The organism is Carboxylicivirga sp., from assembly GCF_982718395.1.
The window spans coordinates 53,748-74,113 of sequence record NZ_CEXQWX010000004.1; the positions used below are offsets into that span (position 1 = coordinate 53,748).

The 20,366-nt window shown below is 37.0% G+C and carries 16 protein-coding genes and 1 pseudogene; 8 read left to right on the forward strand and 9 right to left on the reverse strand.

Features of this window, described 5'->3' with window-relative positions; all coding sequences use genetic code 11:
- Positions 1–807: hypothetical protein (locus AC4MRQ_RS01710; RefSeq protein ID WP_491195903.1), on the reverse strand; the 807-nt coding region annotated here is incomplete at its 3' end.
- A gap of 360 nt (positions 808–1,167) precedes the next feature.
- Between AC4MRQ_RS01710 and AC4MRQ_RS01715 the strand changes: the two genes are divergently transcribed.
- On the forward strand, positions 1,168–1,680 hold the full coding sequence (locus AC4MRQ_RS01715; RefSeq protein WP_491195904.1) for a hypothetical protein: 513 nt from the start codon (positions 1,168–1,170) through the stop codon (positions 1,678–1,680).
- Between the two features lie 62 nt (positions 1,681–1,742).
- On the opposite strand, the gene AC4MRQ_RS01720 is transcribed toward AC4MRQ_RS01715, so the two are convergent.
- The 4 genes from AC4MRQ_RS01720 to AC4MRQ_RS01735 form a co-directional block, all read right to left on the reverse strand.
- Complete coding sequence (locus AC4MRQ_RS01720; RefSeq protein ID WP_491195905.1) at positions 1,743–2,759, reverse strand: PorP/SprF family type IX secretion system membrane protein; 1,017 nt, start codon at positions 2,757–2,759, stop codon at positions 1,743–1,745.
- Complete coding sequence (locus tag AC4MRQ_RS01725) at positions 2,740–3,645, reverse strand: Ig-like domain-containing protein (protein WP_491195906.1); 906 nt, start codon at positions 3,643–3,645, stop codon at positions 2,740–2,742. The genes AC4MRQ_RS01720 and AC4MRQ_RS01725 overlap by 20 nt, the downstream gene beginning before the upstream one ends.
- Positions 3,646–3,717: 72 nt before the next feature.
- A complete protein-coding gene (locus tag AC4MRQ_RS01730; protein ID WP_491195907.1) occupies positions 3,718–4,734 on the reverse strand; it encodes a PorP/SprF family type IX secretion system membrane protein in 1,017 nt (338 codons plus the stop codon).
- 4 nt (positions 4,735–4,738) lie between these two features.
- Positions 4,739–9,268 carry a T9SS type B sorting domain-containing protein gene (locus tag AC4MRQ_RS01735; protein WP_491195908.1) on the reverse strand — a complete coding sequence of 1,510 codons (4,530 nt, stop codon included), beginning with the start codon at positions 9,266–9,268 and terminating at the stop codon, positions 4,739–4,741.
- 684 nt (positions 9,269–9,952) lie between these two features.
- Here AC4MRQ_RS01735 and AC4MRQ_RS01740 point away from each other — a divergent pair.
- Positions 9,953–11,257 carry a S28 family serine protease gene (locus tag AC4MRQ_RS01740; RefSeq protein ID WP_491195909.1) on the forward strand — a complete coding sequence of 435 codons (1,305 nt, stop codon included), beginning with the start codon at positions 9,953–9,955 and terminating at the stop codon, positions 11,255–11,257.
- Between the two features lie 78 nt (positions 11,258–11,335).
- Here the strand turns inward: AC4MRQ_RS01740 and AC4MRQ_RS01745 are convergent, their stop codons facing one another.
- From AC4MRQ_RS01745 to AC4MRQ_RS01755, 3 genes are all read right to left on the reverse strand, one after another.
- Positions 11,336–11,704, reverse strand: coding sequence for an arsenate reductase family protein (locus tag AC4MRQ_RS01745; protein WP_491195910.1), 369 nt, complete (start codon positions 11,702–11,704; stop codon positions 11,336–11,338).
- A 188-nt stretch (positions 11,705–11,892) separates the two neighbouring features.
- The gene (locus AC4MRQ_RS01750; protein ID WP_491195911.1) at positions 11,893–12,339 is read right to left on the reverse strand and encodes a hypothetical protein; all 447 of its coding nucleotides are present in this window, start codon (positions 12,337–12,339) and stop codon (positions 11,893–11,895) included.
- A 103-nt stretch (positions 12,340–12,442) separates the two neighbouring features.
- Positions 12,443–13,411 (reverse strand): HAD family hydrolase, encoded by a 969-nt coding sequence (locus AC4MRQ_RS01755; protein WP_491195912.1) that lies wholly within the window; start codon positions 13,409–13,411, stop codon positions 12,443–12,445.
- A gap of 219 nt (positions 13,412–13,630) precedes the next feature.
- Here AC4MRQ_RS01755 and AC4MRQ_RS01760 point away from each other — a divergent pair, with 219 nt between their 5' ends.
- The 3 genes from AC4MRQ_RS01760 to AC4MRQ_RS01770 all read left to right on the forward strand — a co-directional run bounded on the left by AC4MRQ_RS01760 (position 13,631) and on the right by AC4MRQ_RS01770 (position 15,971).
- On the forward strand, positions 13,631–13,909 hold the full coding sequence (locus AC4MRQ_RS01760) for a hypothetical protein (RefSeq protein ID WP_491195913.1): 279 nt from the start codon (positions 13,631–13,633) through the stop codon (positions 13,907–13,909).
- Between the two features lie 302 nt (positions 13,910–14,211).
- Positions 14,212–15,396 carry a hypothetical protein gene (locus tag AC4MRQ_RS01765; protein ID WP_491195914.1) on the forward strand — a complete coding sequence of 395 codons (1,185 nt, stop codon included), beginning with the start codon at positions 14,212–14,214 and terminating at the stop codon, positions 15,394–15,396.
- A gap of 2 nt (positions 15,397–15,398) precedes the next feature.
- Positions 15,399–15,971 carry an FMN-binding protein gene (locus AC4MRQ_RS01770; protein WP_491195915.1) on the forward strand — a complete coding sequence of 191 codons (573 nt, stop codon included), beginning with the start codon at positions 15,399–15,401 and terminating at the stop codon, positions 15,969–15,971.
- Here the strand turns inward: AC4MRQ_RS01770 and dinB are convergent.
- A complete protein-coding gene (gene dinB, locus AC4MRQ_RS01775; protein ID WP_491195916.1) occupies positions 15,968–17,035 on the reverse strand; it encodes a DNA polymerase IV in 1,068 nt (355 codons plus the stop codon). The genes AC4MRQ_RS01770 and dinB overlap by 4 nt on opposite strands.
- Positions 17,036–17,197: 162 nt before the next feature.
- On the opposite strand from dinB, the gene AC4MRQ_RS01780 reads away from it, so the two are divergent.
- From AC4MRQ_RS01780 to mnmC2, 3 genes and pseudogenes are all read left to right on the forward strand, one after another.
- On the forward strand, positions 17,198–18,625 hold the full coding sequence (locus tag AC4MRQ_RS01780) for an MATE family efflux transporter (protein WP_491195917.1): 1,428 nt from the start codon (positions 17,198–17,200) through the stop codon (positions 18,623–18,625).
- A gap of 418 nt (positions 18,626–19,043) precedes the next feature.
- Positions 19,044–19,421, forward strand: a pseudogene (locus AC4MRQ_RS01785) (GxxExxY protein).
- A gap of 76 nt (positions 19,422–19,497) precedes the next feature.
- The gene (mnmC2, locus tag AC4MRQ_RS01790) at positions 19,498–20,181 is read left to right on the forward strand and encodes a tRNA (5-methylaminomethyl-2-thiouridine)(34)-methyltransferase MnmC2 (RefSeq protein ID WP_491195918.1); all 684 of its coding nucleotides are present in this window, start codon (positions 19,498–19,500) and stop codon (positions 20,179–20,181) included.
- Positions 20,182–20,366 lie beyond the last annotated feature (185 nt).

Below are 20,366 nucleotides of genomic sequence, written 5' to 3' on the forward strand. Positions count from 1 at the left end.
TTGGTAGGCAAAACCATTTCCTGTTGACTTCCATACATGTATTCGTGTTCGTGAACCAGAATATCCGTAGAAAGCTGCGATATCATCATTGTAACCATCTCTATCGAAATCACCTACAACTATTCTTCCTTCAATATTTTCTGCATTGTACTGACCAGAGCCACTGTCCCACCATCCAGAATTTCCTTGGTAGGCAAAACCATTTCCTGTTGACTTCCATACATGTATTCGTGTTCGTGAATTAGGATACATATAGAATGCAGCTATATCATCATCGAAGCCATCTCTATCGAAATCACCTACAATTACCCTTCCTGTAACAGCTGTTGCTTCGTAATTACCCGATCCACTATCCCACCATCCAGAATTTCCTTGATAGGAAAAGGTTCCACCTGATGACTTCCACACATGTATTCTAGTCCTAGCACCTGAATAATTAAATAAAGCAGCAACATCATCCTTATAACCATCTCTATCAAAATCACCTACTACAACACGACGATGAATTTTTTCTGCATCATAGCTTGTATATGCAGCTTGCCACCAAGGATTATTTTGATCTACAGTATAACAATTTAAATCGCTATTGTGCTCGTAAACATGAAAATCAGTATGACTATTTGTTTGACTAATGTCTTTGTATTGATAACCCGATCGAAATTGATTCCCATATACTAATGCGAAATTTTTTTTTATACCCGTTCTTTCAAAATCACCAGAAATAACGTTATAATGACGCGCATGTTGTTGTGCATAAAAATTGACACAAATGAATACTTGCATGGCAAGCATTAATAAATTCTTCATAATAAATTTTTAAAAATTAACAGAAATGAGATAAGAAATTTGCTTATATTATTATTATTGCACAATAATAATAATTTTTATTGAATTCATCTCGATTTTTATAGAAGCTTTTTACTCCATAGTAATAAAAGCAAAATAGTTGAATACAATCCTGCTTGAGGTAGTTGTATCAAAGCAATTTAGACATGACTTATAAAAATATCCTGTCCATTTTCGAACACATCATTGTTACATATTCGGTCGATAATTAAAGATTTAATTATCCTTTATTTATTATTAACATCTATATATCTGTATATTACATTTTTTGGCACATGCATTGATAAATCATATGCGTTATCAACTTTAAAATTATTTGTCATGAGAACTATCAATAACCAACCAACAGTAAAATTACTTTCAAGTTTACTTCTTGTATCTCTTTTTATGAGCTTAAACTTAAATGCTCAACCAATTCATGACCAACTACCAATGGATGAACCTGAATTAGTAGTAGAAGAATGGATGACCAATACAGAATCATTTAATACAGATGAATCAATACTTGAAATCGAAGATTGGATGACTGATCTTGAAAGCTTCTCAAATGAAGATTTAGAATTAATTCATGTGGAAGCATGGATGACAGATATTTCTTCATTTAATGTAGATGAGGAGACTTCACTTGAAGTTGAGTCGTGGATGACCTCATTAGAAAACTATTATAATATTGATAGCTATTTATTAGCTGAAGTGGATGAGCAGCCATTATTTGTTGAAAACTGGATGACTGATTACAATGCTTTCCAGAAAACTTCAGCATTTGAAATCGAAGGAATTAAAGAAATTGAATTGGACACAAATATTCCGGTTCTAATGGCACTTAGAGATTAAGTATTCAATCTCATGACAACACAATACTTGCATGCCGGTTTTAAACCGGCATTTTTTTGTGCTTAAAAATACCTTATCGATTCTACACCTTTATCTTCATCCTCGCTTGATACTTTTTTACGGTTAAAGCGTCGGTCACGATTCCGTTTTATTAATCGATGACTATCAATTATTAACGAAATCTCATGACTCCCCACCCCAAAATTATATGAATTGCCAATTGAAAAGTCATATGAATAACAAACCCCTAATGTTTTAGTGGCCTGGATATTTAGCAAGGCTGCCATTGTATTGTTTGTTCTGTATGAGCCACCTACCCAAAACACCTTCTTATACATCAGCTGAAGGTTTATATCAAACAGGTGACTTTCTTCTAATCGCAATCGACCTAAGAAAGATGGTTTAACAACCAGCGATTTATTCACATCAATAGCATAACCAGTAGTTATATAAGCACTTTGGGATTCTTCAATCGCCATAATATTACCTTCCTCACCTTTCAATTGTGATGACAACACTTTTGGCACAGATATGCCCAAAAAGAATTTAGGTGTATATAGAAATGTTCCAACTCCAAAGTTTGGCTTTATCCCGTTGTCAAAATTAGCTGCAAAACTTGGATCATTGTCTTCAATCACATCCAAAGCATTCAGTCCAATATTATAATGATTTACCTGAGCACTAAGGCCCATCGACAAGAACATATTATGGCTCAGGCGAATTAAGTAACTATAAACTGCTGTTAATTCGCTGTGTTGCACCGGACCGCTTTGATAATGGAGCAAACTTGTTCCAAGAGATGCCATCCTTTTATTTAAAGGCGAATGAAGACTAATTGCATAGGTCGTTGGGGCATCATTAATTCCCATCCACTGTTGTCTGGAGAGAAGGTTTACACTAAAGGAATTTCGCACACCAGCATATGCAGGGTTTATCAACAATTGACTATTCATATATTGCGACGACAATAAATCACTTTGTGCCTTTACATTTAAGCTATTCATTAAAGGGAGTAGCATTAATGAAATGGCATAAAAACAAAACAACCGCACCTTTTTTCTATTTCGCAACATAAACATACCCGGTTATTTGTTTTGAGACCCCTTCAATTTTAAAGATATAATAGTAGGTGCCTGCCTGCACCAGCTTCCCTTTGTTATTTCCTTTATTTGCTATTCCATTCCAATCATTTTGGTAATCACTTTGCTGATAAACAATACTTCCCCATGAATCCACAATTGTTGCACTTATACCCTGATAAGTGGAGAAGTCGGGTACATAAAAGGTATCGTTAATTCCATCGCCATTGGGAGAAAAACCTTGAGGAATAAAGAATTCTATATCACCACCATGACGAACATCAAATATTATCCTGGCCTGAATACAATCATCATCGGCATCGCAGATAATATAGTCCAGAGAATCCAATCCAATGAATCGACGCTCAAATTCTATTTCCAACAAGTTATCACTATTTAAATAATGCGAACCTTGCTTTAATTCTCCAATAATTGAAACGGTAATTGGCTCATCGCCTTCGATTGTATCGTTGTCGAGAAAATTAACTTCAATGGATGAACCATGCAAATAGCTGATTGTATCATTAACAGCCACAGGCATAAAGTCAACATCCTCAATTTCAACAAATACTTTGGCTTCATCACAATTTCCATCAGTATTACATACTTCGTAAACAAACTCATCCTTTCCAACAAAAGATCTGTCAGGAATAAACGTAATGCTGTTATCTTCATTTACAATAGCTTGTCCATGACTTGCTTCAACGGTAATCTTTAAACTGCTAACACCCTCGCTCAATCCGAAATCATTATTCAATACCGAAATATTAACTTCATTGTTTTCCAAGCCTTTAATAAGGTCATCATTAGCATATACCGATTCCTGTCCCCTCAATAAACCAAAACAGGAGATATAAAAAACGAGTATTGATAAATATATATGCATGCCAGGGTTGAAATTACGTTTTGCTGGTTTTCAAAAATAACATTAATACCCTTTAAACAATGCATCAAACAACTACATTATCCTGAGTCTTTTTATTGCTTTGTTTCTTTTATTACGGTTACGTTCCGAGCACGGAATGGATCGCTTTGACTTATCCTTGCATATGCGGTACTTACAGATTAACTGATAGGCGCTTCCATAATCAGTCTGGGCTGAGGTTAGACCCAATTGATATTCAAGACCGACTAAAAAATTGTTAATCTGAACGCCAGCAGTTGTGCCAAGCCCCAGACTTTTACCAAATTGATGATCCATAACTCGACGATATGATACCAAACCCCATAATGAAAAGTTCGGATCGGGTGTTGGGAAAAAGCCTTTCACACTTAAATCAAGCTTGCTATCAACCAGCATATTGCGTCGATACATGATCAATGGTTCCAGATAAATATCACGATCAGCCACTTTATAAGTAGTTCCAGCATGAATATGAATATCACTTGTCAATTCCGGTTCGTTAGTGCTAAGGTACATTGGGTTGTTTTGTGGGAGGATATTAGTTACCGAAAATCCGGCATGGTAATCATTATATTTAAATAACAAACCCGCATTCGCATTAAATCCCCATCCACTTTCATTTGCCCCGGTTAAAGCGGGATCTAAAACCGCTCCATCAGTTAGTTGTGTCTGATCAACCGCACTTTGCTCGGCATTGATAGATATACCAAAGGTCATTGAAGCAGTACGTTTCCTTTTTCTGGTGAACATCACCTCGTAGGATAATGAAGTTTGTAGACCCATTTCGGTATAAAATCCGTTGCGGTCATTATAGAAATAGGTACCCAAGCCTAAACTTTCGGTTAATGGCCCCTGGTAGCTCAATATTTGTGTTGTAGGAGCCTGATCCATCCCAAACCATTGCTTTTGGTAGTAACCACTAAACTCATAGCACCCCTTATAGAATCCGGCACCGGCCGGATTCATCAAATACAAATCATATAAATATTGATTTGTAATGTAGTACTTCTGAGCTTTTGTTACGGTCACCATCGTAACAAAGCACATTAAGAGCAAAACCTTTCTCATCATCAACCTACCTCTTAAGCGTAATATGCCCTTTTAACATTTTCATTAGTGGCAGAACTTCAATAACATACCAATAAGCATCTGACGGAACAGGTTTGCCAAGGTATTCTCCATTCCAGCCAGGTTCTGATGCCTTGTATTCAATTAACAGCTTACCAAAACGATCGTAGATCTTAATGATCGAGTCAGGGAACTTCTCCATTCCTTTTATTTCCCATCGGTCATTAACTCCATCATTATTTGGTGTTACAAAATTTGGTACTTCAATATCAACAAGCGAATTAATTTCAACCGTATCTATTGTCATACACAAATTAATATCCTGCACCTGAACTATATACCTTCCGTTTTCCAGTTGTTTAAACACATTCTCCTCCTGCCACTCTTCATCATTGATGGCATATCGGTAAGGCTCGGTACCTCCTTCTGCCAATACACCAATCTGTCCATATATCATTGTATCTAACCTTGTAATTACTGGAGTTTCGTTATAAACAACGGTTGTAGTATCGCTTAGCCAGAAACAACCATCCAGCACATTTACCCAATATTTACCTGCTTGAGTCACCTCATAAAGCGGGAAGCGACTTCCATCATTCCACCTATATTCGAGATAATCAACACCTGCATCAAGCATTATTGTATCGCTAGTGCATACAGCAGTATCGGGACAAAGTTCGTAATCTGGTGCAGGTAATGCATGTACCATTCGAGTATCAAATCCCCAACAATTGTTGGCATCCCTAACTGTTACAACATTAACAGTATCGGAGTAATCGGCATAGGTGAACCTTCCGATATCTCCATTGTGCCACTTATAATAATCAAAACCATTTGTTGCCTCAAGCTGCAGAATATCAACCGGGCAGATGGCTGTATCAGCTCCGATGTTCACTTCTGGTATCGGATACCAAATTACTTTGGCTTCATCACTCCCAACACAACCTTTGTCTGTTTCTGCAGAAAGCACATATGTTCCCTTAGTAACATTAATTGTTGGACTTGTTTCGCCATTAGACCATTGATAATTGGTTAATCCGGCAGGGGCTGTTAGCATTCCTAATTGTCCTGAACAAACAGAGACATCATCAACGACAAAATGAGGTATTGGATTAACATCTATTTGTACATTATCTGATGCTGTACAACCGTGAACATTTCCAACTTCAACGCTATAATTACCTGAAGTTGTAACTACCAGGGACGATTCAGTTAAATTATCATCTCCATTCCATCGGTATGAAGCATATGTTGAACCAGCATCGATTACAATCTGATCATCTTCGCACATTTCGCGATCATCTCCTAAATCAACAGTTGGGACAGGTAGAGTCAAAACAACAGCCGTATCTGTGCTTCCACAACCATTTATATCTTCAACAAATAACCTGTATGATCCCGCTACATTGGTTGCCCAGGAAGCATTACTTACCAAATGATTGTCTGCATCAGCCTCAATTTTGTACCAGTCATACGAAAGAGCGTTCCCAATTGGATTGTTCAATATGATATCTATATTTTCACATGTAGATGGTGGATCAATTAGTCCAAGGTTTGTCACCGGAAACTCAGCAACTACAACTTCATCGGTAGCTGAACAACCTGCATTATCAAAAGCAATTACTTTATAGGTTCCTGCCGAATTGACATGATTCCGGGCTGTTGTCCAATCTGGATATTGCTTTATACCATCATCAAAAGTCAGGTAATGAAAAGTTGTATCACCTTCTGTAAACATTGCTACATCAATAACCCCTGTAGAATCTGTACAAATATTGGATGGAGCATTTAAACTAACAGATGGAATGGCGTATTCCTTAACATCAATATCAGTTTCTTTAATACATGCTTCATATGTTGCGCTAACAGTATAAATACCTGGTGAATTAACTACAATTTTGTTCTGACCTGTAAAGGCTGGTAATGGATTACCATTATGAAACCAATCATAATCAGTATATATCGATGAAGCTTCAATGGTAATGTCCTCTCCTAGACACAACTTCCTGTCCACTGTTAATTTAGGCGGACTGGTTGTTTGAAATTTTACATTAACATGATCAGTGACTGCACATCCATATTTATTAATGGCTGATACTCGATAATCACCACTATTTTCAGCCTTAGAATCAACTATTGTATATTTATATTCAGGTGTTGGAGTAGTTAACAATTGATAGGAAACTGTTCCTTCCTTTTTAAATTCCCATGTGAAATTTGAATAGTCTGCCCCCTGATCAATCTCTAAAGTAACTCCGGCACACTCAATTCTATCTGGTCCCAAATCAATTTCTTCAGGAGGCAAGAAATCAAAATTAAATTCATCTCGGGTGCTACATCCATAAGCATCGGTTATTTCTAACCAATAATCACCTGCTAAATTCACATCAAAACTCGAAGCTGTTGAATTGTCCGACCATAAATAAGTATATCCGGCTCCAACAAGAGGTGCGTTAATGGTTGTTGTTGCAGCCACACACCCTAATTGATCTATAACAGTGAAATCAGGTAAATCATGAACCGTAATATCAAAATTCTGTGAAACAGGACATCCTTCTGTACCCCATACGGAAAGTGTATATGTGCCCGATACCTGAGGATCAATAAAGTTTTGGGTTGGATCGGTATTTAACACAGTTCCATTAAAAGTCCATTCAAAACGGTCAATATTTGTTTTATCAGCAATTACTCTTTCTCCGGCACAAAGCTCAGTTGTATTGAGATTAATAACAGGAAGCGCATGTGTTGAAACCTGCTTTCGATCTGTATTTGAACAGTTCAAATCATCTGTAACTGTCAACCAAACATCCTGCACATCTCCTGCACCTACAACCAATGATGTAGTGTTACCTGTTGATCCATCAAACCATTCATAATCACCTAATCCATCCGGCGCCTGAAAATCAACTGTTTCTCCGGGACAAACAACTGTATGATTACCCAATTCAAATTCCGGCAACAGAAACTCTACATAAAGACTATCGGTCAGCTCACATCCTCCAAAATTAACCTCCGCGGTTACCCAATATGTTCCGGATTGCGTTACTGATAAGGTAGGATCTGTTGAAAGAACTGTATTACCTGTGTGCTCTGAAAACCAGTTATAAGTTTTCATTGGTTCGGCTGTACGAAGAACAATCTCATTCCCCTGACATTCTTGTGTAGGCCCTTCCAATTGTAGTTGACCATATGAAGAAAAGTAACCGTAGCTCGTACTACCTTGATTTTCATCCAGGATACTAATATGGAATAAACCACTTGTATTCTCAATCGTATGAGGTGCTCCGGTTGTAATATCCAACTGTATAATACCTGAATACCATATCTCATCTGCCGTTCCGTTATCTGTACCCTCTACTTCCTTCCAGGTTATAGCTCCCAGATCGTTTCTTATATTTCCATTCTGATCTTTAAAAACAAAGGAATTGATATTCTTCTGCTGTGTGAGTAACTGCACCCAAAACTCTAAATTAAACGTTCGAACAAAACTCACCGTTTTGGAACCAGTACAACTTGTGCTTGGTAGTATAGCACTTCCCATTTCGTTTCCTGATCTATTCCAAAGACTAGCCAGTTGGTAGGCATAAATGGGTTTATCAGCATCTATATACAATGCATTTCCTTCAATATCCAATTCAAGTTGCTCGCCTTTATCTAACCGTTTAGTCATAGTTCGAGAGTCGTATACAACTGATATGTAAGTATCATCCTGTGTAGCTAAAACATAAACTTTATTTATGGTTCGTGTATCAGGGTTTGGATTGACAGCGATGTACTCAGTACCAATCATTGAAGTTGGGATCAATTGATCTCCAATTAAATCATACGGACCAAAGCCACTTCCTTGCCAGATACTGTCATCACTAATGGTTACTGCAATATCTTTATCTGAAGAAATATAGGTACCAGCCAATGATGAGCCAGGTGTAACATCATCCCGGTTTTCTATACAATAGGTCTGCCCTCTGTTAAGCGTTACAGTATATTCAACGCCGCTTGCATGTCCTACAACATCTTCGGTTGGAATAATTGTAATGGTTGTCTCATCCTGAGTAGCAACAATATCAATTTTCTCAGTCGCCAAAGGTGAGCGTGGTTTATTTCTAAAAGTATTTTGAGATGGAACAAAAAACTCCGTTCCAATTCCATTTGGCCCCTTTAAAGTAAATTTATCAGGATTAACACCATTAGCTACTTCATAATAAACGGTAATATCAGCATCAGAAGTAATTAATATTCCTTTATCATTGACCTTGTCGGAAGGATGATTTTCAACAATATCTTTGTCTAAATCAACACGCTCCTGTGTTTGTGCATTAATTGTCAGATTACTGATCACACGCCCACCATCAGCAGGCATACTGACTGTTACATTTGCTGCAGTTTCAATAGTAGTTATTCTAAACACAATAGGCTGATCTCCATGTCCTACCGTGATATCAGGTGCCACAAACCAAAACTCTCTGCCAACCTGTGCAGGTGAATCAAAAGATATCAGCAACAAACAAAAACAGAATACAAACAAGCAATTCCGCATAGTATCAATTATTAGGTCATACACAGTTAAGTAAACACTCACACGAGTGTACACATATTCATAAAGTAATTACATACTTTATCCAACCCACATATCAACATCGCTTATTCGTAATAAATAGCCCCAAAAATGAGCTAAAAGATTTTTTACCGTCCAACCCTTTACTTTAAGCTATACTTTATTACTGTTTTAATTGGAATAAGGTTGCAAAATAGTCGAATTATTTAACGAAATTATTTTACGTCCATCACTGTATCTTTATAAGTATGAAGTCGGTAATAGTATTCGACTGCATGCATTGATTAATTTTAAATAAGTCCCAACATTTTTATAACTATTTATTATTCCATAAATTAGTTCCCTCAATTACATAAAATGCATTTAACTTCAAAGCACTATAATCCAATCAATAAGTCTGGCAAAGGGCTATATGAATGCTGGATAAATTGAAGTTTCTTCTTCCCTGGATATTCCTTTCCAATAAGGAATATTAAAAACCACCATACAACAAAACTTGCCTAATTGTCTTGCCAAAGAGTGATAAGATATGAAAGTCTTTCATCTAAAAACAAGTCCTTAAAAATTAATAGTTAAAACATAACTATTCAGTGCCAAGCAAGCTGTATGTCATAACAAAATACTGAATCAATGGATGACAATCCATAATATTTTAATCCCAAGACAATGAAATCTATTTATAACATCAAATCTGTAACGTTCAGAAACTTATTCGCTACTATTGGGCTCATTTCTATTTTAAGTTGTTGCCAAACTACATTTCATGAGCCAGGAGAGTTATTTGCATTATCTGATATTATTTCTGCTGAAAAAATAAAAACCGATTCTAGCTTATTTGAGCAATCGTGGCTTATCTGGTTTAACCAGCCCTTAGATCATCGACATCCGGAAAAAGGAAGTTTTAAACAACGCATATGGTTATCTCACAAAAACAATGAGGCACCTGTTGTGATGGTTACAGAAGGGTACTCAGCCAAACGTAATTATACATCCGAGTTAGCCAAATTAACCAATGCCAACCAGATCATTGTAGAGCACCGATTTTTTGCGAAATCTCAACCTGATAGTATTGACTGGCAATACCTCACTGTTGAACAAGCTGCCAATGATCACCATCGCATCATTCAGTTCTTTAAAAAGCTCTATACAAAAAAATGGGCCACAACCGGTATAAGCAAAGGAGGTCAAACTGCCATTTTCCATCGGGCATTCTTCCCCAATGACGTTGATGTTACAGTACCTTATGTAGCGCCAATTAACCTGGCGAGAGAAGACACTCGTTTATTTGACTTCTTTGAATCAGTTGGTACAGAAACAGAAAGAGAACAGATTCGTAACTTTCAATTAACTGTCCTTAAGAACCGGGATAAATTAATGCCTTTATTTAAAGAATACGCTCAAGAAAAAGGATACACGTTCAGAATGGGATATGACAAAGCATTTGATCTGGTAGTATTAGAATATCCATTCTCGTTTTGGCAATGGGGTAGTAAACCTCAAACAATTCCTTCTTCTGATGCATCTATGAATGAAATATTTAAGCACCTACGGACCGGAAGCGATATAAGCTATGTATCGGATCAAAGCTGGGAAGACATTAAACCATTCTTTTATCAGGCTTATAAAGAATTGGGATATTATGCATACGTACCAGGTGACCTCGCACCACATTTAAAAGGATATAGAACAGATACAATTAGCAGCTGCATGTTTGCTCCGGGTGGAGATACACTTCGATTCTTACCAACGATGAATAAAGTTATGCGAGATTTGGAAGCAACAAACCCTTCAATGATTGCCATAATTGGTCAAAATGATCCTTGGGGAGCCACTTCTATAGATAATTCTAAATTGAGCAATACCTCTCGCGCTGTTGCGCCAGGCGGATCACATTTAACACGAATAAATACTTTGCCGGATGATACGAAGGAAAAAGTAATTAATAAACTCAATAAATTACTTCTGGAATAACACAAAAAAAGGCTTCCCGTGGGGAAGCCTTTTTATTACTACGTGTTCTAAAATTTGGGTTAGGTAGTAACGGATATCTTATTTATTTGTTGTTGCCAGATATTTTGTCAATAAATCAACCGTTGTATTACTGTTTCCAACAAATATTTTATCATCAATCAAGAAAACGGGTCTTTTTAAAAATGTGTATTCTTCGCTTAAAAGTTGTCGATAATCATCCTCAGATAAATCTTTATTCTTTAAGCCTTGTTGTCGATATTTTTGAGATTGCTTATTAAAAATTAATTCGTAACCTCCAGCCCGTTTTGCCAAACTATCAATTTCGTCAATATCCAATGGATTAGTCTTAACATCTCTAACATCAAAATCTCCGAAATCTCTAACTTGCTTTAATATCCTCTTGCAAGTACTACAAGTTTTCAACAAATACACTTTTCCTCTCAACACTTTCCAGGGTTTTGGTTTAGCAATTCCAAAGATAACAAAGGCTTACACAACATCACTTCAATTATCTTGATAAAAAAACAGTATTTGGTAAACGATAGTTTTTTGTAGATGAATGGTCGTTTTTTAGTGATTACATTACTAAAAAGCTTGCTAAAAAGAAGTAGCAGGCTTTAACTTATGAGTATAAATTATTTGGATCCACCAAAAACCCAACGGATATTTAATCCGAATGAATCAACACCAAAGGTTGTATTATCAATGATCCATAATGTAGGACGCCAATCTAATCCTAAAGCAATTGGTACTTCCTGAAAACGGTACTCCAACCCTATCTCTCCTGAAGCTCCTAACCAAAACTCATCACCAATTAATGTTGAAGGTCCAAAACCTACATACCAGTTAAAGGCTTCTTCTCCAAGCGGACGATAAATAAAATCCCAAAGAGCATCAACGCCTAAATAACCATCCCAAATTGCGACATCTGCATGGACACGACTAAATTGTCCCATAGAGAAAATACCATCTACCGCAACACCACCTAATCCGTTTGAACCACCAAACCTTAACCCTACTTCTTGCGCTTGTGTACTAAAAACTCCGATCCCCAGCAGCAATACAAAAATCAACTTTTTCATAATTTAGTTTTTAAGTTATTCATTATCACATAGCTCGTGAAAAGTCCGAAAAATCAATATTTTTAACGAACAAATATGACTGTTGTTCAAATGTAGTCAATAATTAAAAGATGACTTTGAAATCTTTTTGCATACTAATTTCAACCCAATCTTTCTCCTTGCATAACTCCTTTAATTCGATATGATTGTACTCATATTCCCGCACCGAATCATCATGATTAACAAGCATCTGTAAACTAAGGGGTGCATTTTTCGAGTATTGCAGCATATGGTAATCTCCCTTTGAGTTACCAATAGCTATTACAGGTACCTTGCCAATTTTATTCAAAATATTAACAGGCTTACCGGCCAGATCGTTAATGGGCTTAACAAACTCATGTTGCCGCACCAAACGGGATTGCCCCACTTCTTCTTCAAATTTTGTTAAAACAGTTGTCCCAATGATATTTGTTTTGGGTATACCAATGGATTCTTCGCAAAAAGTTCTTGTAAATTGCGGATCAGAGCCGGAAACGATATAAACTTGATAATCGTGTTCTTGTAAATAGCCAACCAACTCAACCATTGGTTTATAAACCAAATAATTATAGGAAATTCCAAAGCGCTCATCAACAACCTCCTTGAAATAGTTATCAACAGCATCCTGATATTGTTGATTTGTAAAACCATCTGTCGCAAATAACAACACACTAAATAGACCTTTATCGTCTAAGTATCCTACTGTTTTAAAGTAATCCCAGTCATCTTCTGCAATAGCTTTAAACGGTTGCTTTTCTTTTAATTCGGGTTTTTCTTGCATACGCTTGTGCATTTCTCTAACCGTAAAATCAAAAAGAACATAATCGGGCTTTTCAAGCAGGATGGTACCATCCATGTCAAAAACAGCAATCCGATCTTTTACTTCAATGAAATCTGCGTTTGATGTCACTGTTGTTCGTTCAACAAAATCAATAATCTGCTGCTTAGCATTCCCTTCATTCCAGGAAGGTAGTACAGGCAAGTTTTGATTTCCAGGTGAACTACAGACTACAAGAATTATTGCTAATAAAAAGGAGGTTTGGATAACTTTCATAACATTCAACTTTTAAATGAATCTTCAATATATTGAGTAATTAATTGAATTTCAACACAGAAAAATCATACATTATCAATCGATTGCTTAATTCTCATTCTGTCCCTAAACCCTCTTCCCCTTAAAACACCACTTATAAGCAAATCAAAAAAACCGCCTTATAAATATTAAATTAATGGTTACATTTGTACCGTATTTATTACATTAAAACATAACAATATGGCTAGTGTTAGAGAATTAAAAAAAGACATCAACTTTCTTGCTTCTGAGTTGGTTACTGAGGCGTATGTAAAGCAACTGGTAAAAGATGATGTAGACAATGATAAGATTGCTGAAGTAATGGTGAAGGCTATCGAATTCAGAAATGATTTAGTAGCCAAGGCCAATCATCCAGATGGCAAAGACAACCCTAAAATGGTGAAAGCGTTTTATCAAAATCTGAGAAAGGATATGATGGATCGATTCCTGTCTATCTCGAAAGAAACAAACGAACTATAATCACGCATCACGTACAAAATAAACTTCCATCTTTAAAAGGTGGAAGTTTTTTTATCCCCAAATGTTGGTAGTATGTTGTAGTAGCGATATAAAGAAGGTTTGAACAAACACATATACTGCCCTATTACAATGCAACTTACACCACCTCTTCTAATATCACAACTTGTTATGAGTTTCTAATAATTCCCCATTATTAGGGATTCTTTACCAAGGGCTAATCCTATAATTTTGTCACAAAATAATTAACGCAATCATCACAATCTATAGGATGTGATACATATTAAAGGGAAACACAAATTAAAATGAAAAAAATTGTACTTTTTGCTGCAATCATTGCAGCTGTATCTAATCTATTTGCACAAAATAATGCTGACGAGCAACAGTTGAACTCTGCTCAGCGCTTATTAAATTCAAACCAAGGCTTAACCATTGGGGGATATGGAGAGGCACATTTCAATCAAAAACTTAATTCGGACACTTATAACAACGGTAAACTTGATGTTCACCGCGTAGTTATGTTATTCGGATACAACTTTAATGATAAAACCCAATTTGTAACAGAGCTTGAGTTTGAGCACGTTAAAGAAGTGTACGTTGAACAAGCTTTCATTCAGCATAAACTAAGCAATGCTGTACAGTTTCGTGGTGGTTTAATGTTGATACCGATGGGTATTGTCAACGAATATCACGAACCAAACACTTTCAATGGCGTGGAACGTCCATTAATCGACAAGTACATTGCTCCAACAACTTGGCGTGAGATTGGTGCTGGTTTTACTGGTAATGTTTTACCTGCTTCTATTCGTTACCAGGCTTACGTTGTTGGCGGATTTAATGGATATGATGGTTCTGGTAAGTTCAGCGGCAAAAACGGATTACGCAAAGGCCGTCAGAAGGGTGCTGAGGCTTATGTAAGCTCAGCGAACTTCACTGGTAAAGTTGAGTATTTCGGAATCAGAGGATTAAATGTTGGATTATCAGGGTATTTTGGCGATTCACAAAGTACAATGTACGATGGTTTGAACAAAAGTGATAAAGAAGCCGTTGCTGCAGCCGACTCATCAGTTATTGGTATGGCAATGATTGGTTTGGATGCTCGCTATACTTACGGTGGTTTACAATTACGTGGTCAATATTACCATACATCTTTATCAAACACAAAGCAGTATAACGAATTTACTGGTAACGATGTTGGTAGCTCTATGTTTGGTTATTATGTAGAGGCTGGCTACAACGTTTTCAAACATCTGGATGATGTAAAAACTGACCTGATTCCTTTTGTTCGTTATGAGGCTTACAACACTCACAAAGAAGTAGAGGGTAACATTGCTCAGAATGATGCGTACGATGTGAAAGCCATCACAACTGGTTTAACACTAAAGCTAACTCAAAACGCAGTATTAAAAGCAGACATGCAGTTTGTAAAATCAGCTGCGGATGATGAATATTCAAAAACGTTTAATGCCGGATTTGGTATAATGTTCTAATAATGATGAAACAATCAGTATTAACCATTCTTTTAGTTACACTTTGCTGTAGTGCTTTTGGACGTGGTGATATCAATTACCAACATAAAGCAATTCAGAAAACTCTTGTTAAAAGTTGCAAGTTAATTAACCCGCAGGTAAGTGAAATAACACTACCTCAGGAGATAACAAGCGACTTACAAGGTAAATTCTTTAGTGTTAAAAGCGATAATGCTGATTCGGATATAAAGCATATGTATATTGGACGTGTGAACAGCTGCCGTGCAGGTGGCTGTTCCATGCCAAATACATTATCACAAGGTAGCGACTCTGAATATTTCGACTACCTGGTATTGTTTAATGCTCAAAATGAAGTGGTATTAGTAAAAGTTTTTAACTACCAAGCCACTCATGGACACGAAGTAACAGCTAAAGGATGGCTGAAACAATTTGTTGGTTATGACACCAGCGAGAAAGACCTGGAGGTTGGAAAAAATATTGATTCTATTTCAGGAGCAACCATTTCTGTCAATGGTATAACCCAGGATATCAGTGATAAAACGCGCATTATTAATGAGTATTTATCACAATCTTAATCCCTGAAATTAATTTTCAGCTGAAGAGCCTCCGTTTCTGACTCCTCTTTAAAATTAGAAACGGTTAATCCCAAAAGACGAATTGGCCTGTTTAAAGGCGCCTCATTTACCAACTCATCCGATAGCTCATTAAGTAAGTTTTCGCTTATCCGTTCATTCAGGGTTTTTGAGCGTGTTATTTGCTCAAAATTATCAAACTTCACTTTGAGAGTTAATGTTTTACCAGATTTTCCACTCTTTGATAAGCGCTTCAACAAACCTTCCTTAAGCCGATTAATTTCATGTTCAATCTGCTGTTTGTCACGCAAGTCTTTACCAAAAGTATTTTCAATCCCAACCGATTTACGCTCACGATGTGGATGAACTGGTCGCTCATCGATTCCCCGGGCGATATTAAAGAAGTAATGTCCTGCTTTGCCAAAGTGATGAAGCATTCGTGGCAGGTCGAAGCGCAATAAATCCTTTCCTTTATGAATATCAAGCTGATGCATCTTCTCAGCTGTTTTCTTACCAACTCCGAAAAACTTTTCAATGGGTAATTGCTCCACAAAAGCCTGAACTCCACTGGGTTTAATGATAAACATCCCATTGGGTTTACGCTGATCACTGGCGACTTTAGCCAGAAACTTATTAACGCTTACCCCGGCCGAAGCAGTCAATCCAGTCGTCTCAAAGATTTTCTGTTTAATCTCACGAGCAACCTGAGTAGCTGATTCGATACTTTTTTTGTTATCCGTCACGTCTAAAAAAGCTTCATCCAAAGATAATGGCTCAACCAGATCAGTATATTCATAAAAGATTTCCCGAATCTGACGCGATACTTCTTTATACACATCAAAACGGTGCTTTTGAAATATTAAGTGTGGACAACGACGTAAAGCCACTTTGGACGACATGGCTGATCGTACACCATATTTCCTTGCCTCATAACTGGCAGCGGCAATCACACCACGGTCACTATTACCACCAACCACAACAGGTTTACCACGTAATTCCGGAAAATCACGTTGCTCAACCGATGCAAAGAAAGCATCCATATCGATATGGATAATTTTACGAGACAAAAGTTCCTGTTTTGAACCGCAAGTTATAAAATAATGGACGGGTGACAGAAGACGGAGGAAAAGAGGTAAGAAATGAGAGGCCAGAGGTGAGAGCAGAGTATAAGATAATAACCTCAATAATCATATCTCATCCATCAAATATAGACTATCTTCGCAGCTGGTATGAATAAATCTGTTGACCTAACGCAAGGACCAATATTTAAACAATTGGTTAAACTGGCATTACCCATTATCGGCACATCGTTGATGCAGATGGCCTATAACCTTACGGATATGATCTGGTTAGGACAGTTGGGCAGTAATGCTGTTGCTTCTGTAGGAAGTGCCGGATTCTACATCTGGTTGGGTATGTCCATTTTATTGGTCACCAGAATTGGAGCAGAAGTGGGTGTTTCGCAAGCTCTGGGGCGTAAAGAGCCGGAAACAGCAGCTCGTTTTGCACGCCACTCCTTGTTTTGGGCTTTATTACTTTCAATACTTATTGCTGGTATATCACTGATATTTGCACCTCAGCTAATCGGAATATTTCGCCTGTCTAAGGGTATCGTTGAAGATGGTGCTATCAGCTACCTTCGCTTAGTTTCGTTGGGTTTTGTCTTTACCTTCATCAATCCTACTTTTCAGGGTATTTATAATGGTGTAGGCAACAGCCGTCTGCCATTCTACTATTTGCTTGTAGGACTCGGGCTCAACATGCTCCTCGATCCACTGATGATATTCGGTTTTGCTTTTTTCCCTGCTTTGGGCGTTCAAGGTGCGGCCTGGGCCACTGTGATAGCACAAGTGGTAGTATTCAGCATATTTTGCGTCCGGTTTATATGGAAAAAAGAAATCATTAATCCGGATTTCAAACGATTCAGATTAAGCAAAGAAATCTCGCTAAAGATATTTAAACTCGGAACACCGGTGGCGGCAGAAAGCTCTTTATTTGCTTGCTTTGCACTAATTCTGGCACGCATGATTACCAAGTGGGGTGATATTCCCATTGCTGTACAAAGTGTTGGTGCGCAGATAGAAGCAATCTCCTGGATGACCTCATCAGGATTTGCAACTGCCTTGGGAACCTTTACCGGTCAGAACTTTGGAGCAAATAACTGGGGCCGTATCAAGAAAGGATATTACACAACATTAGGCATTGGTATTTTTCTAGGTACCATCGTAACGATTTCTTTTATTGTTTTTGGCAGGGAAATCTTTTCTCTGTTCCTGCGCGAACCTGAGCCACTTCAAATGGGAATTGTTTACCTGAAGATATTGGCCGTCTCACAAATATTTATGATCGTTGAAATCATTACCCGGGGTGCTTTTAATGGTATAGGACGAACCGTTCCACCATCTATTATAGGTATTGTTTTTACAGGAGCGCGTGTACCTGCGGCTATGGTACTTTCACTAGAAAAATACCTGGGCATGTTGGGTATTTGGTGGGCTATTAGCTTGTCAAGTGTGGTAAAAGGAGTCGGACTTATGGGCTGGTACATGACTGTATTACATGGAAACGGTAACGACAAAACAAATAAGAAGCGTTTTAGATTATCCTTATTACCCACTCGTCAGCGTCAGCAAATTAAAATTGAGGATGTGAATTAATCTTCAAACCACATATTGCAAGAATGACACAAATTTAAATCCAGCAGTGGATATAGCTTTTGTGTAATTAAAGTAAAGCACCACAATCTACAAACGAATAAATAGTAATAACTTAATCAACCTCTTAACCAATACATCGCATCTTATCTTATTCGTGTAATTTGAGAAATTTGTGGTTATAATTCTTAAATAACCACATTTACTCAATAATTAAATTTCAAACCACAAATGACGCAAATTAAAATCCACCAGTGGATTTTAATTTGCGTCATTAGAGCAAAGCACTCACAAACTACAAATGAATAAATAGAATCAACTTAGTCAATTGCACCAACACATCGCTTATTATCCCATTTGTGTAATTTGAGAAATTTGTGGTTGTAATTTTTAAATTTGTACTATAGCCATTCACTCTACTATGAAAGAAAACTTTATCCTCAAACAAGAATGTTACGATATTATTGGTTGCTGCATGGAAGTTCATAAAACACTTGGATCAGGATTCTTAGAAGCCGTATATCACGAAGCATTGACCATTGAATTAAATTCAAAAAATATTCCGTTCCAAAACGAAGTTGATTTACAAATTGATTATAAGGGAACTGTCTTGAAAAAGAAATACAAAGCAGATCTTATCTGTTTTGATTCAATAATTATAGAAATTAAAGCGGTGTAAGAATTAGATGATATCCATTATGCTCAAATCATTAACTATCTTAAAATATCAAATCACAAAGTTGGTCTGTTAGTTAATTTTGGAGCAGAATCTCTCGAATTCAAACGTGTAATTTGCTAATTAAATGAATCCATAAATTGTATCAAATTCGTGTAATTTGCGAGATTTGTGGTTCAATTAGCAAAAACACTATAGTATGAGCAATAACTGGTTAAAAGATAAATCACGAAAAGTTGAGTTAAAGGTATCAGCTGATGGCTCGCACACTTTGTTTGTACCTGAGTTGGATGAACATTACCACTCGGTGAATGGTGCATACAATGAATCGATGCACGTATTTATTGAACCGGCTTTAAATCATTGCACTAAAACAAGCATAAACATTCTGGAGATTGGATTAGGAACTGGCCTCAATGCCTTTTTAACCGCTCTAAACAAAGGTGATAAGTCTATATTTTATCATGCATTAGAAAAATACCCCTTAACAGCTGAATCAGCTACACAGCTTAACTTTGGTAAAAACGATGCAGAAAATGAACTTCTCTATACGCTACACAACCTAACATGGAACGAAGAAGCTGAACTGCAAAATAACTTCACCTTACTAAAGGATGAGACCGATCTTACCTCAACCGCCTTCAACAAATCATATGACCTTGTGTATTTCGATGCATTTGCACCTGAAGTTCAACCTGAAATGTGGGATGAAGCAATTTTCAAAAAGCTATATAATGCCATGAACCCTGGAGGTATTCTAACTACTTATTGTGCCAAAGGAGTGGTTCGCCGCACGATGCAGGCAGTTGGCTTTACTGTTGAACGCTTGCCCGGCCCTAAGGGAAAGCGCGAAATGCTGAGAGCCACCAAACCAGGCATCTGATCAAAACAACAAGCTTGCACATGTACAGAAACCCTTAATGTTGTTGCCGGTTCTTCAGTGCATATATGACTCTTCAAACGTTTACTTGTGAATTATCAAAGTAGCTTTCAGTAAGTTTTACCTAGGTAATAATATACTTTCACCTAAGTAATAGTGTAATTTTTACCTAGGTAAAAAGATACTAA

Coding starts and splice junctions, on each gene's coding strand:
- AC4MRQ_RS01715 (WP_491195904.1), top strand. CDS start 1,168: ATGAGAACTATCAATAACCAACCAACAGTAAAATTACTTTCAAGTTTA.
- AC4MRQ_RS01720 (WP_491195905.1), bottom strand. CDS start 2,759: ATGTTTATGTTGCGAAATAGAAAAAAGGTGCGGTTGTTTTGTTTTTAT.
- AC4MRQ_RS01725 (WP_491195906.1), bottom strand. CDS start 3,645: ATGCATATATATTTATCAATACTCGTTTTTTATATCTCCTGTTTTGGT.
- AC4MRQ_RS01730 (WP_491195907.1), bottom strand. CDS start 4,734: ATGATGAGAAAGGTTTTGCTCTTAATGTGCTTTGTTACGATGGTGACC.
- AC4MRQ_RS01735 (WP_491195908.1), bottom strand. CDS start 9,268: ATGCGGAATTGCTTGTTTGTATTCTGTTTTTGTTTGTTGCTGATATCT.
- AC4MRQ_RS01740 (WP_491195909.1), top strand. CDS start 9,953: ATGAAATCTATTTATAACATCAAATCTGTAACGTTCAGAAACTTATTC.
- AC4MRQ_RS01750 (WP_491195911.1), bottom strand. CDS start 12,339: ATGAAAAAGTTGATTTTTGTATTGCTGCTGGGGATCGGAGTTTTTAGT.
- AC4MRQ_RS01755 (WP_491195912.1), bottom strand. CDS start 13,411: ATGAAAGTTATCCAAACCTCCTTTTTATTAGCAATAATTCTTGTAGTC.
- AC4MRQ_RS01760 (WP_491195913.1), top strand. CDS start 13,631: ATGGCTAGTGTTAGAGAATTAAAAAAAGACATCAACTTTCTTGCTTCT.
- AC4MRQ_RS01765 (WP_491195914.1), top strand. CDS start 14,212: ATGAAAAAAATTGTACTTTTTGCTGCAATCATTGCAGCTGTATCTAAT.
- AC4MRQ_RS01770 (WP_491195915.1), top strand. CDS start 15,399: ATGATGAAACAATCAGTATTAACCATTCTTTTAGTTACACTTTGCTGT.
- AC4MRQ_RS01780 (WP_491195917.1), top strand. CDS start 17,198: ATGAATAAATCTGTTGACCTAACGCAAGGACCAATATTTAAACAATTG.
- mnmC2 (WP_491195918.1), top strand. CDS start 19,498: ATGAGCAATAACTGGTTAAAAGATAAATCACGAAAAGTTGAGTTAAAG.